Consider the following 14,013-nt stretch of genomic DNA (forward strand, 5'->3'; position numbering starts at 1 on the left):
GTTTTTCAATCAGTCCATTGGCCAATAAAACCCAGCATTGTCGCACAAGTTATCAGAGTGTTCACTGTGAAAAATCTATCTTTAATTGTCCTTGGCTCATGGGAGCCAACTCGTTATTGATACTCTCGGTAACAGATAAGGGCACAGCCAGAGTCAGGCGAATATGGTCGGAAAACTCCCGCTCCTCTATCAACACGTCAAGCCTTTGCAGCAGATGTTCGATATCGGCCAATTGGTCGTAACGGCAAACCAAACGGCCTTTTTCCCTGAGCATTTTTGTCTTGGTCGCCAGCCGTGGCAGCATCTGCTTGAGCCCACTACTGTAGGCACGAACTAGCCCACCCACACCCAACTTGGTGCCGCCATAGTAACGCACGACAACCGCACCAATCTCACCTATGCCAGCCCCATGCAATACCGCCAACATGGGGCGACCGGCACTACCGCCAGGCTCGCCATCATCACTCGACCCCATGGCCGACTGCCCCATGGGTGCACCACAAATAAATGCCTGGCAATAATGACTAGCCCCCGGATAACGCAGCTTTATCTGTTGTAGTTGCTGTTTAAACTCTTCCGGCGAATGACAGGGAAATACCAGAGAGATAAAGCGGCTGTGCTTTATCTCTTCTTCATATTCCAGCTCTTCTGCCGCAATGGGATAACTTTCAATCAATGAGACCTGACTCTCGAGTCATATTTTCGTTGCCATGGGCGTGGATTATGACATTGTCTTCGATACGGATCCCACCAAACGGACGTAAACTGGCGACGAGGTCCCAATCCACCAACTTCTTACGGCCATCTAGCTTAAGAGGCACCAACAGGCTATCGATGAAATAGAGTCCTGGTTCTATGGTTACTACATGCCCGGGCGCCATAGTCCTGGTGCAGCGCAGAAACGGGTGATCTTCAGGAGGGGCCACATGAGTGCCGCGCTCGTCATTGAAGAAACCACCGACATCATGCACCTGCAATCCCAACATATGCCCCAGCCCATGAGGGAAGAACGCCCGGGTAATGCCCTGCTCCAACAGCGTCTCTTGTGAGCCATTGGCCAGACCGACTTCAAGTAACAGAGTCGCCAGCTGTTGATGAGCCTGCAGATGCAGTTCGGTATAACGTTTGCCGGGTCGCAAGTGCTCAATCAGTTGAAGCTGCAGTTGATTCATCGCCAGGATAAGATTGTGGAACCTATTTTTTTCAAAAGCATAGGTACGGCTGATATCGGCGGCATAGCCGTGGAAAGAAGCACCGGCATCGATCAGAAAAGACAACCTCTGCTGTGGGCTTTCATGCTCCAACGCAGTGTAATGCAAAATAGCCGCATTTTGGTTGAGGGCAATGATGTTGCCATAAGGAACCTGATTCTCCCCTTGTGCTATGGCATTCAGATATTGCTGTTGGATTTCAAACTCACTGGCACCATTGTAGAAGGCGTTCTTGGCCGCGCGATGGCCCTCGACCGCAATATGGTTGGCCTGACGCATACATTCCAACTCGTAATCTGTCTTACAGGCACGATAAAAATGCATGTAACTCATTACGGCTTCTGGATTACAGTTGTTAAATCCGAGCACAGAAGCCACTTCCAGGTGTTCACCAATATAGGCCCAGCAACCCTCTGCCACAGGCAGGAGGTCCGCCACCTTATCGGCCTTGGTCAAAATACGGATATCAAAGCTGTCACACCAGAAGCTTTGCGGCAGATCTGTCACCTTATGCCAGAAGTCTTCGGGACGGTAGAAGATTAGTATTGGCTTATCGCGACCATTGACCAGCAGCCAACAGTGAGGCGTTTCCAGTAAAGGCACCCAGGCCTTGAAATGGGGATTCACCTTAAAGGGGTAATCGATATCGTCCAGAAACTGCCTGTGGGGTTGACCCGAATGAATTGCCAACCCAGACAGTCCCTCACGGGCACAAATCTCGGCAACTCTTTGATTAAGAATATTTATATGTGATTGATAATGCTGAGCCAGTTGCATAATAAGCCGTTCCTGTTATCTGAAATCAAGGTTCCCCTTGCCATTGGACGCTGTTCACAGTTACAACAAAAGCCAATGTGCAGTGTATCACAAAGCTGAAATTTGCAGCTAACCGGCAAGCAATTAAACGATCGTTTAAATTGGGTGTTGTATTTTTCCTTTTTTCGAAGCACACTGAGCAACAACTGGTCAAATGATGGCCTGAGCTGCCCTACTCCTAAGCAATAAGGATGCAAGCAATGATCTACCAAAATTCGATGATTCAAGTTGAGTTACTCGAGAATAATATCGCCCGCCTTTGCTTCAATGCCGAAGGATCGGTAAACAAATTCGACCGCGCCACCCTGACCTCTCTGGATGAGGCTCTGGACGCCATCAAAGCAGAATCCAGCGTGAAAGCACTGCTGCTGACATCGGCTAAAGCTGCCTTTATAGTCGGCGCCGACATTACTGAGTTCCTCGGGTTGTTCGCTCAGGAAGATGAAGTACTCTTGTCATGGTTGCAGCAAGCCAATGCGGTATTCAACAAGCTGGAAGACATGCCTTTCCCAACCGCTTCTGCCATCAATGGTTTTGCCTTGGGCGGTGGTTGCGAAACCATTTTGGCCACAGACTTCCGCATTGCCGACACCAGTGCCCGAATCGGCCTGCCGGAAACCAAGCTGGGGATCATCCCGGGATTCGGTGGCACAGTGCGTCTGCCCAGAGTGATAGGTGCAGACAATGCACTGGAGTGGATCACCACAGGCAAAGACCAACGCCCGGAAGCCGCTCTCAAAGTTGGCGCAGTAGATGCCGTCGTGGCTCCAGAGCAGCTCCAGGCCGCAGCACTACAGATGCTACAGGACGCGCTGGCTGGCAAACTTGACTGGCAGAGCCGCCGTCAACGTAAACAGTCGCCACTGACACTGCCAAAGCTAGAAGCCATGATGTCGTTCACCACAGCCAAGGGCATGGTTTTTTCCGTTGCCGGCAAGCACTATCCGGCGCCAATGGCGGCGGTTAACGTTGTGGAAAAGGCAGCCGGTCTGGGGCGCGAAGAAGCCTTATTGGTAGAACATCAAGCCTTTATTCAACTGGCCAAGACTGATGTGGCCAAGGCGCTGATCGGCATCTTCCTCAATGACCAACTGGTCAAAGGCAAAGCCAAGAAGGCCGCCAAACAAGCGAAAAACATAGAGCAAGCCGCTGTATTGGGCGCAGGCATTATGGGCGGCGGTATCGCCTACCAAAGTGCCAGCAAAGGTACACCGATTGTGATGAAAGACATAGCGCAGAAGGCGCTGGATCTCGGCCTTAACGAGGCGGCCAAGCTACTGACGGCCCAGGTAGAGCGTGGTCGCTCCACCCCGGCCAAGATGGCCAAAGTGCTCAATAACATCACCCCATCGCTCGATTACAGCGCTGTCAAAGACGCCAATATAGTAGTAGAAGCGGTGGTAGAACATCCCAAGGTTAAGGCGACTGTGCTGGCCGAAGTCGAGCAGCAGCTAGCTGCCGATGCCATCATAGCGTCCAACACCTCAACCATCTCGATTAACCTGCTTGCCAAGAGTCTGAAAGACCCTTCCCGCTTCTGCGGCATGCACTTCTTTAACCCAGTGCACAAGATGCCTCTGGTGGAAGTGATCCGTGGCGAACACAGCTCGGAAGAAACCATCTCCTCTGTAGTGGCCTATGCCAGCAAGATGGGTAAGACGCCGATTGTGGTCAACGACTGCCCCGGCTTCTTTGTTAACCGGGTACTCTTCCCCTATTTCGCCGGCTTTAACGGCCTGCTGGCCGATGGTGCAGACTTTATCGCCGTCGACAAGGTGATGGAGAAACAGTTTGGTTGGCCTATGGGCCCGGCTTATCTGCTGGATGTAGTCGGTTTGGATACCGGCCATCACGCCCAGGCCGTCATGGCCGAAGGCTTCCCGGACCGTATGGGCAAAACAGGCAAAGACGCCATAGATATCATGTTTGGTCATGAGCGCCTGGGGCAGAAGAACGGTAGAGGTTTCTACCAGTATTCTGTGGATAAGCGTGGTAAGCCGAAGAAAGACAAGGATCCTGTCAGCTACGAATTACTGCAGGCCGAATACGGTGAACTCAAAGAGTTCAGCAGCGATGAAATCATCACCCGCACCATGATCCCCATGATTATTGAAACCGTACGCTGCCTGGAAGAAGGCATAGTCGCCACCCCGGCCGAAGCCGACATGGGTCTGGTATATGGTCTTGGCTTCCCACCATTCAGAGGCGGTGTGTTCCGCTATCTGGATACCATGGGCGTTGCCAACTTTGTCGCCCTGGCTGACAAATACGCCCACCTGGGGGGACTCTACCAAGTGACCGATGGCATGCGTGAACTGGCAGCCAACAACGGTTCTTACTATCAGGCCTAATTTGCGGAAAGGATTTTAACCATGAAACAAGCAGTTATCGTAGATTGCATTCGTACACCCATGGGCCGTTCCAAGGCCGGTGTATTTAGAAATGTTCGTGCAGAGACACTCTCTGCCGAGTTGATGAAGGCCCTGCTGGTACGTAATCCCCAGTTGGATCCCGGCACCATAGAAGACGTTATCTGGGGCTGTGTGCAGCAGACTCTGGAGCAAGGTTTCAATATCGCCCGTAATGCCTCTCTGCTCGCGGGTATCCCCAAGCAGGTTGGCGCAGTTACCGTAAACCGTCTCTGTGGCTCCTCCATGGAAGCCATTCACCAAGCAGCCAGGGCCATCATGACAGGCATGGGTGACACCTTCATCATTGGTGGTGTTGAACATATGGGTCATGTTCCCATGAGTCATGGGGTCGACTTCCACCCTGGCCTGGCAACCCGGGTTGCCAAAGCAGCCGGTATGATGGGACTAACGGCGGAAATGCTCGGTCGCATGCACGGTATCAGCCGTGAAATGCAGGATGAGTTTGCCGTTCGCTCGCACAAACGTGCGCATGCAGCCACAGTTGAAGGCCGTTTTGCCAGAGAGATCCAGGCTATCGAAGGCCATGATGCCAATGGTGCCTTGATCAAAATAGATTATGACGAAGTGATCCGCCCTGAAACCAGTATAGAATCACTGGCGGGCCTGCGTCCCGTGTTTGACCCGGCTAACGGCACTGTTACCGCTGGTACCTCTTCGGCCCTGTCCGATGGCGCATCTGCCATGCTGGTGATGGAAGAAGAGAAAGCCAAGGCGCTGGGACTGCCTATCCGAGCTCGTATCAAGTCGATGGCGGTTGCCGGTTGTGACCCATCAATCATGGGCTATGGCCCGGTTCCAGCCACACAAAAGGCACTGACTCGCGCAGGCCTCAGCATAGCGGATATCGATCTGGTTGAGCTGAACGAAGCCTTTGCCGCGCAGTCTCTGCCTTGCGTGAAAGACCTAGGTCTTATGGAGTTGGTCGATGAGAAGGTTAACCTCAACGGTGGAGCCATCGCTTTGGGTCACCCTCTGGGTTGCTCGGGAGCCCGAATCTCTACCACTTTAATCAATCTGATGGAGAGTAAAGACGCGACTTTGGGTCTGGCAACCATGTGTATTGGTCTCGGCCAAGGTATTGCCACTGTATTTGAGCGTGTCTGAGTAAATATCGCCAACACAGAGGGGCATAGAAAAGCTGCCCTTCTCAATGAAAAACCGCTTATTTCTTAAGCGGTTTTTTTATGTAAAAGCTGTTTATCCCCATTACAGAGATACCCCTTTAACTAACCTGATGTCCACAAATACGAGGTTAGCTCTCTGACGATAAAGCGCTTTGATTGAATGAGAAGTAGAACCCCGAGCTGAATAACGAGTAAGACATTGTTCCACGTGGAACAATGCGGTAGAGCACAAAAAATAGCTGCCAACTTGGTTTGACCGCTGCCTTGGAGTAATATTAGCCACTTCTGTTGTTCTCGTTGTAAGAGGTTATATGAGTCAGGTTTTTGCCAGTGCCCAACATCAACTGGATGCTTTAGGTTTGAGGTGTCCGGAGCCTGTCATGATGGTTCGCAAGAAAGTCCGTTATATGGCCGAGGGAGAAACTCTGCTCATTATCGCCGATGATCCGGCTACCACCAGAGATATTCCCAGCTTTTGCCAGTTTATGGACCACACCTTGGTGGCCAGCCAAACGGATAACCTACCTTATCAATATTTGATTAAGAAAGGTCTCTAACCCACTTACCAGGAAGGAACCTAATGATTACCCTGCTCGCTATCGCCCATAAAAAGCAAAGAAACGCCCCAATGAATTTATTACCTTATGCCGAAGTCAGTTTGGCTCAAGGTGTAGAGGGCGACATTTTCGGTAAACCGGGAAAGCGTCAGGTGACACTGTTGTCCCAACAGCAGTGGCAACAAGCCTGTGCTCAATTGCAGACAGAGATTCCCTGGACGAGCCGCAGAGCCAACTTGCTGCTGGATGGTCTGGAGTTTGCACCTGAGTTGGTGGGGAAATACCTGAAGATTGGTGAGCATCTGGTGCTTGAACTTACCGGAGAAACAGACCCTTGCGGCAAAATGGAGCGAGCACACCCAGGGTTGGAAGCAGCATTAATGCCTGCTTGGCGTGGTGGCTGTACCGCCAAAGTGATCAATCCGGGAAAAATCAGACCTCAGGACCCGGTCCAGATACTCGATAGTTGGCCAAATCGCAACTTAGACTTATAAAAAACAGAAAACCAATTGATACAGTATTGAGGTTTTACTGTTAATAAATTTGTGAGATAACAGACAGTCGGTAACCGATAACGAAAATAAGGCCGCTGTCATGTTGAGACCTAAACTAACCCCTCTGTACACAGCTGTTTCATTGCTCTTTTCAGCTTCGGCATTCAGTGACGATCAAGCCCCCAAGTGGGACGTCAATGCCCCGCTGAATGCTCCTCTTGAACAAGCCAAAATTCAGGTATCTGAAGGTACCTGGATGAATCTGAGCCTGAGCCCGGATGGCAAATATCTGGTTTTTGATCTGCTGGGTGACATCTACAGAATTCCCGCTCAGGGCGGCGAAGCCAAACCTTTGGCACAAGGCATAGCCTGGCAGATGCAACCCGTCTACAGCCCTGATGGCAAATACATTGCCTTTACGTCGGATCAAGATGGCGGCGACAACATCTGGGTAATGAATGCTGACGGCAGTAATCCGCGTCCGGTAACCAATGAAACATTCCGCCTGCTCAACAGCCCGGCCTGGAGCCCAGACTCCCAATATCTGGTGGCGCGAAAGCACTTCACAGCCAGCCGCAGTCTAGGTGCCGGTGAAGTCTGGCTTTATCATATTGCCGGTGGCGAAGGAGTTAAACTCACCGAGCGGCCAAATGATCAGAAAGACCTGGGTGAACCCGCCTATTCCCCTGACGGCCGATATATCTATTTCAGCCAAGATGCCACCCCGGGTAAAACCTTCCACTACTCCAAAGACTCGGTCAAAGGCATATACAAGATAAAACGCTACGATACCCAAACCGGGAATATCGAAGTGCTTGTCGAGGGCACTGGTGGCGCCATCAGGCCGACCCCGAGCCCGGATGGTAAACAGTTGGCCTACATCAAACGCGACGGTTTTCAGTCAACCTTATACTTGTTGGATCTGGCTTCCGGTAAAGAGCAAAAGCTCTATGGCGACCTTGACAGAGACATGCAGGAAACCTGGGCGATACACGGTGTTTATCCCACTATGGCCTGGAGCCCAGATAGTGCAGAGATCTATTTCTGGGCAAAAGGCAAAATCCACAAGCTCGAACTGACTTCCAAGCAAGCGGCAGAGATCCCATTCAATGTCACCACAGAGCTTGCTGTGCAACCGGCGGTGCGCTTTAAGCAGGATATAGATCAGCAGCAACTGGATGTCAAAATGCTGCGCATGGCTCAGGTGTCGCCAGATGGAACCAAAGTCATCTACGAAGCTCTGGGAAAAATCTGGGTAAAGCAACTGCCGAACGGCAAACCGAAACGCCTGACCCGTTTGGATGAACAGTTGGAAGAGTTATTCCCTCAATGGTCCCGTGACGGTAAGCGAGTGGTGTTTACCACATGGAATGATCAGCAACAAGGCAGCGTTAGAACCATCAGTGCCCGAGGAGGAAAAACCACAACACTTACCCAAAAGCCGGGGAAATATATCGAGCCCACCTTCTCTCCCGATGGCAAACAAGTTGTGTTTCGTAAAATTGCCGGTGGCTATATTACCCCCAAAACTTGGAGTCAGGATCCCGGGCTCTACCTGGTTGACAGCAATGGTAAAGGACTAAAGAAACTCTCAGCTCAGGGCTTCCAACCACAGTTTGGTGCCGACAACGACAGAGTCTACTTTATGGAGAATGGTGAAACGCCGCAGCTAGCCTCTATATCGCTTAGTGGTTTCGATAAGCGGGTACACTACACCAGCAAACACGCCACAGAATTCAGGGTATCTCCAGATGGTAAGCAACTCGCATTTGCCGAACGTTTCCGTGTTTGGGTCACCCCCTTCGCCAAGCATGGTGAAACCGTTGATATTGGGCCTAAGGCGACTAATTTGCCGGTAACACAGCTCAGTACCCGCGCCGGTGAGAGTATCAGTTGGGGCGCCAACAGCGATCAACTCTATTGGACCCTTGGCCCAGAACTCTATCAAGTGAGCCTGGATAACGACTATCGAGAGAAGAATGCTAAGGACAAGGTCCAAGTTACTGAGATTGGTTTTCAGACAGAGATAGATGTTCCACGTGGAACAATCGCTTTCGTCGGCGGTAAGATCATCACAATGGAGAATGATAGGGTAATAGATAAGGGAGTGGTGTTGGTGAAAGATAACCATATCCTAGCCGTGGGTGAAGCCGACATGGAAATTCCGGATGATGCCATGCTAGTGGATATTTCAGGTAAGACACTGATGCCAGGTCTGTTTGACGCCCATGCCCATGGCGCTCAAGGTGAAAGCGAAATCATCCCCCAGCAGAACTGGCAGCTATATGCCGGCTTGGCCTTGGGGGTTACCAGCATCCATGACCCCTCCAATGACACTACCGAAATTTTTGCTGCCAGCGAGCAACAAAAAGCCGGAAAGATTGTTGGCCCGCGAATCTTCTCAACCGGCACCATACTCTATGGTGCCAACTTACCTGGCTACACCAGCCACATAGACTCATTGGATGATGCCAAATTCCACCTCGAACGACTTAAAAAAGTCGGTGCTTTCAGCGTCAAGAGCTATAACCAACCCAGACGCAATCAGCGTCAACAAGTCATAGCCGCCGCCAGAGAACTGGAGATGATGGTGGTTCCTGAGGGAGGAAGCCTGCTGCAGCATAATCTCACCATGATTGCCGATGGCCACACCACAGTGGAACACTCCCTGCCGGCTGCAGCAATCTACAACGATATTAAGCAGTTCTGGAGCCAAACCCAAGTGGGTTACACCCCCACGCTGGTGGTGGCCTATGGCGGCATTTCGGGTGAAAACTATTGGTACGACAAGACTGATGTCTGGGCTCATCCACGATTGTCAAAATATGTTCCAGCCGATCTGTTGCGGGCTCGCTCCATGAGAAGGCCTACCGCACCGGATGAACATTACAACCACTTCAATGTGGCCAGAGTCGCCAATGAGGTGAATCAATTGGGGATTCATCCCAACATTGGTGCCCATGGTCAGCGCGAAGGCTTGGCTGCTCATTGGGAAATGTGGATGTTTGCCCAGGGCGGTATGAGCAATATGGAAGTGCTGAAGACAGCAACGCTTTATCCCGCCAAGACCTTCGCTATGGACCATCAGCTTGGTTCGATAACGCCGGGCAAATTAGCCGACCTTATTGTTATCGACGGTAACCCACTGGAGGATATTAGGGTCACAGACAGGGTCACTCATACTATGGTCAATGGTAAACTCTATGATGCCGAAACCATGAATCAACTCAATGGTGATAGGAAGCAGCGCCAGCCCTTCTTCTTTGAAGATATTTAAAAAAGATTAAGCCCGACGTAAAACGGAAGGATGTTCCACGTGGAACATCCTTTTATTTTATAAGCAGTAGCAATACCAAAGATAACAATAAGTAGCTAACAAGCGCCGGCAACAGGAAGCGGATGAGTGTAGGCATGATGGCTTGTTTGCCAAAGCTGAGTCGCAGTAAAGTATCACCCACCCGAACGGCCCACAAGTTCACCAGCGCCAGAGTTGGCAATGTAAATAGCGCTCCAATAAACACACTAACACCATCACTAAGCGTCAATAAACGACCCAAAGCAAATGCGATAAACATCCAGAATAGCATGCACAATGGCAGATAGATTATCGTCGCAAAGGGCCCAGGCCCCGGACCAGAACTAAACAGTAGCAGCAAAAAACGGCGACGCCGGGAAAACTTAATCATGGGGATAACAACAGCAATCCAACAGATGATCGTTGACCATGCCTACAGCCTGCATAAAGGCATAGCAAATCGTCGGGCCACAGAAGTTAAACCCCAGTTTTTTCAGCGCCTTGGACATAGCCTCTGACTCGGTTGTCTTAGCCGGAACCTGAGTCAGGGTTTCAAAGCGATTCACTTTGGGTACCCCGCCGACAAAACCCCAAAGAAATTCTGAAAAATCATTGCCTTGTTCCACAAATGCCAGATATGCCTTGGCGTTTCGAACTATGGAATTCACCTTGGCTCGATTGCGTACTATCCCTGGGTCTTGTAGCAATTCCTCTATCTTGGCTTGGTCGAACCCGGCAATAACTTGGGGATCAAACCCGGCAAAGGCGCGTTCATAGTTGGCCTGCTTTTTGAGAATGGTCAGCCAAGATAAACCAGCCTGCTGACCATCGAGACAGAGCTTGGCAAACAGTTCCTTGGCATCATAAACCGGCCTTCCCCATACCTTGTCGTGATATTCCTGATAGAGAGGATCATCGGTCACCCAGCCACAACGAACTATATCCATTACTCAAAATCCCTTAAATCGTTAAATCCGATAAAAAATAACCTACATAAGCCTATATCGACAAGGTATAATCGAAACCATTTTCTATTAATAGCTGACAGCAGTAGATATGACGACGAAACACGACGTGAAGACATTCCAGGGTTTTATCTTAACCCTGCAAGAATACTGGGCGCAGCAAGGTTGCGCCATAGTTCAACCCCTGGACATGGAGGTCGGTGCCGGCACCTTCCATCCACAAACCTTTTTGCGTTCATTGGGCCCTGAGCCGATGAGCAGCGCGTATGTCCAACCATCGCGCCGCCCTACCGACGGCCGCTATGGCGAAAACCCCAACCGTCTTCAGCACTACTATCAGTTTCAGGTCGTATTGAAACCTTCACCGGATAATATTCAGGAGCTGTACCTGGGCTCACTGCAGGCCCTGGGTGTAGACCCCAGTATCCATGATATCCGTTTCGTTGAAGACAACTGGGAATCACCTACCCTGGGTGCCTGGGGCCTGGGCTGGGAAGTTTGGCTCAACGGTATGGAAGTCAGCCAGTTCACCTATTTCCAACAGGTTGGTGGCCTAGAGTGTAGCCCGGTAACCGGCGAAATCACCTATGGTCTAGAACGTCTTGCCATGTATATTCAGGGCGTAGACAGCGTCTATGATCTGGTTTGGACAGACGGCCCAATGGGAAGGATCACCTATGGTGACGTGTTCCACCAAAACGAAGTGGAGCAGTCGACCTACAACTTTGAACATGCCGATGTCGACTTCCTTTTCGGTCTGTTCGATCAGTGCGAAAAAACCTGTCAGCACCTGCTTTCACTGGAAAAACCTCTGCCTCTGCCCGCTTATGAGCAAGTGATGAAGGCCTCACACGCCTTCAACCTGCTCGATGCCCGTCACGCCATCTCTGTTACCGAGCGTCAGCGCTACATCCTGCGGGTGCGCACCATGGCCAAGGCGGTAGCCGAAGCTTATTACCAGGCGCGTGAAGCCCTGGGCTTCCCAATGTGCAAGTGAGGTAGAACTAATGAATTTTGACAACTTACTCATAGAGATAGGTACCGAAGAACTGCCACCAAAAGCTTTGCGCACTCTGGCAGAGTCTTTTGTAAACAACTTCTGCGAAGAGCTGGACAAGGCCGAACTCAGCTATAGCAAGGCACACTGGTATGCCGCGCCGCGCCGTTTGGCGCTCTACGTAGAGCAACTGGCCCTGGCACAACAGGATAAAGTGGTTGAGAAAAGAGGCCCTGCGGTCAGCTCGGCCTTTGATGCCGACGGCAAGCCAACCAAGGCCGCCGAAGGCTGGGCCCGCGGCAATGGTATCAGCGTTGCCGAAGCCGAGCGTCTGGTGACAGACAAGGGTGAATGGCTACTGCACCGCGCCAAGGTTGAAGGTGTGACCACTGAAAGCCTGATCCCGACCATGGCACAGCGCGCCCTGGACAAGCTGCCTATCCCCAAGCCTATGCGCTGGGGCAGCAACAAGACTCAATTTATCCGCCCCGTGCACACAGTTACCATGTTGTTGGGTGACAAGCTGGTTGCCGGTGAGCTGCTGGGTATCACCTCGGCGCGTACCGTTCGTGGTCACCGCTTTATGGGTGAAGCCAGCTTCGAGCTGGATCATGCCGACAACTACCTCAGCAGCTTGAAAGAGCGCGGCAAGGTGATTGCCGACTATCAGGCCAGAATGGATATCATCAAGACAGACGCCGAAAAAGCCGCTGCCGAGTTGGGTGGCCGTGCCGATATCGCCGACGAACTGCTTGAAGAAGTCGCCTCCTTGGTTGAGTGGCCAGTGGTACTGACAGCGGCTTTTGAAGAGAAGTTTTTGCAGGTGCCTGCCGAGGCCCTGGTCTACACAATGAAAGGCGATCAGAAATACTTCCCGGTATTTGATGGCAACAATAAGCTGATGCCCAACTTCATCTTTGTGACCAATATTGAGTCCAAAGATCCGGCGCAAATCATTGCCGGGAATGAAAAAGTTGTCCGCCCTCGCCTGGCCGATGCCGAATTCTTCTTTAACACAGATAAAAAGCAATCACTCGAGTCCCGCATTGCCAGCCTGGAAACCGTGGTATTCCAGAAGCAATTGGGCACCCTTAAAGACAGAGTGGAGCGTATCTCCTGTGTGGCCGAAGCCATTGCGGCCAAAATCGATGCCAACCAAGCCGATGCCAAACGGGCCGGTCTGTTGTCCAAGGCCGATTTGATGACCAATATGGTTATGGAATTTACCGACACCCAAGGCACCATGGGTATGCATTACGCGCGCCTCGAAGGGGAAACCGAAGCGGTTGCCCTGGCACTGGAAGAACAGTACAAGCCCAAGTTCTCCGGTGATACTGTGCCTACAGCGCCGGTATCCTGCGCCGTTGCACTGGCAGAAAAACTGGATACCCTGAGCGGGATATTCGGTATCGGCCAGGCACCTAAAGGCGCTGCCGACCCCTTTGCCCTGCGCCGCGCGGCCATAGGTGTACTGAGAATCATTGTTGAGAACAAACTGCCACTGGATCTGGTCGAACTGATTGGCTGCGCCATCAAGGCTCACGGCAGCAACCTCAGCAATCAGAACTGCGCCGAAGAGGTGCTGGAATTTCTGATGGGCCGTTTCCGCGCCTGGTATCAGGATAAAGGCATCAGTACCGATGTGATTCTGGCGGTTCTGGCCCGTCGGCCGACTCGTCCGGCCGACTTTGACAGCCGAATCCAGGCCGTCAGCCATTTCCGCAGCTTGGAACAGGCCGCCTCTCTGGCCGCAGCCAACAAGCGGGTTTCCAATATTCTCGCCAAGGTTGAAGGTGAATTACCAAGCGAAGTCGATACTGCCCTGCTGCAGGAAGATGCAGAGAAGGCCCTGAATCAAGTTCTGAGCTCACTTCAGCCACAACTTGAGCCCTTGTTTGCCAAAGGGGAATATCAACAGGGATTGACCCTGTTATCAACGCTGAAAGAGCCGGTAGATACCTTCTTTGAAGATGTGATGGTAATGGCCGACGATGAGGCGCTGCGCCGCAATCGTCTGGCACTGCTGAACCAGCTGCGAAATCAGTTCCTGCGGGTGGCCGATATATCACTGTTGCAGTGATGGCAGTTGCAGTGATGCCAAACAGCTAAAAAACGCGCCGAA

Annotated in this window: 11 protein-coding genes; 7 read left to right on the forward strand and 4 right to left on the reverse strand. The window is 51.6% G+C overall.

The window, feature by feature from the left end:
- Nucleotides 1–61 precede the first annotated feature (61 nt).
- Together ACMHXE_RS05880 and pepQ are read right to left on the reverse strand one after the other, a co-directional pair.
- Nucleotides 62–676 (reverse strand): YigZ family protein, encoded by a 615-nt coding sequence (locus ACMHXE_RS05880; RefSeq protein ID WP_224868068.1) that lies wholly within the window; start codon nt 674–676, stop codon nt 62–64.
- Nucleotides 669–1,991, reverse strand: a complete 1,323-nt coding sequence (gene pepQ, locus ACMHXE_RS05885; RefSeq protein WP_413731675.1) for a Xaa-Pro dipeptidase — start codon at nt 1,989–1,991, stop codon at nt 669–671. The genes ACMHXE_RS05880 and pepQ overlap by 8 nt, the downstream gene beginning before the upstream one ends.
- A gap of 236 nt (nt 1,992–2,227) precedes the next feature.
- Between pepQ and fadB the strand changes: the two genes are divergently transcribed.
- The 5 genes from fadB (at nt 2,228) to ACMHXE_RS05910 (ending at nt 9,911) form a co-directional block, all read left to right on the forward strand.
- On the forward strand, nt 2,228–4,378 hold the full coding sequence (gene fadB, locus ACMHXE_RS05890; RefSeq protein ID WP_413731656.1) for a fatty acid oxidation complex subunit alpha FadB: 2,151 nt from the start codon (nt 2,228–2,230) through the stop codon (nt 4,376–4,378).
- Between the two features lie 21 nt (nt 4,379–4,399).
- On the forward strand, nt 4,400–5,563 hold the full coding sequence (fadA, locus tag ACMHXE_RS05895; protein ID WP_101056538.1) for an acetyl-CoA C-acyltransferase FadA: 1,164 nt from the start codon (nt 4,400–4,402) through the stop codon (nt 5,561–5,563).
- Nucleotides 5,564–5,894: 331 nt separating this feature from the next.
- Complete coding sequence (tusA, locus tag ACMHXE_RS05900; RefSeq protein ID WP_101056537.1) at nt 5,895–6,140, forward strand: sulfurtransferase TusA; 246 nt, start codon at nt 5,895–5,897, stop codon at nt 6,138–6,140.
- Nucleotides 6,141–6,163: 23 nt separating this feature from the next.
- A complete protein-coding gene (locus ACMHXE_RS05905) occupies nt 6,164–6,634 on the forward strand; it encodes an MOSC domain-containing protein (protein ID WP_224868071.1) in 471 nt (156 codons plus the stop codon).
- Nucleotides 6,635–6,734: 100 nt separating this feature from the next.
- Nucleotides 6,735–9,911, forward strand: coding sequence for an amidohydrolase family protein (locus ACMHXE_RS05910; RefSeq protein WP_413731658.1), 3,177 nt, complete (start codon nt 6,735–6,737; stop codon nt 9,909–9,911).
- Between the two features lie 52 nt (nt 9,912–9,963).
- Here the strand turns inward: ACMHXE_RS05910 and ACMHXE_RS05915 are convergent, their stop codons facing one another.
- Nucleotides 9,964–10,209, reverse strand: a complete 246-nt coding sequence (locus ACMHXE_RS05915) for a hypothetical protein (protein ID WP_165564223.1) — start codon at nt 10,207–10,209, stop codon at nt 9,964–9,966.
- Nucleotides 10,210–10,312: 103 nt separating this feature from the next.
- Entirely contained in the window at nt 10,313–10,876 is a 564-nt protein-coding gene (locus ACMHXE_RS05920; protein WP_234555090.1) for a DNA-3-methyladenine glycosylase I, read from the reverse strand.
- A 109-nt stretch (nt 10,877–10,985) separates the two neighbouring features.
- On the opposite strand from ACMHXE_RS05920, the gene glyQ reads away from it, so the two are divergent.
- Together glyQ and glyS are read left to right on the forward strand one after the other, a co-directional pair.
- Nucleotides 10,986–11,891, forward strand: coding sequence for a glycine--tRNA ligase subunit alpha (gene glyQ, locus ACMHXE_RS05925; RefSeq protein WP_028780936.1), 906 nt, complete (start codon nt 10,986–10,988; stop codon nt 11,889–11,891).
- A 10-nt stretch (nt 11,892–11,901) separates the two neighbouring features.
- Nucleotides 11,902–13,971, forward strand: a complete 2,070-nt coding sequence (glyS, locus tag ACMHXE_RS05930; protein ID WP_413731661.1) for a glycine--tRNA ligase subunit beta — start codon at nt 11,902–11,904, stop codon at nt 13,969–13,971.
- The last annotated feature ends 42 nt before the right edge of the window (nt 13,972–14,013 follow it).

The sequence above is a fragment of the Shewanella sp. BJSY2023SW007 genome, from assembly GCF_047314525.1.
Lineage (GTDB): Bacteria > Pseudomonadota > Gammaproteobacteria > Enterobacterales > Shewanellaceae > Shewanella > Shewanella chilikensis.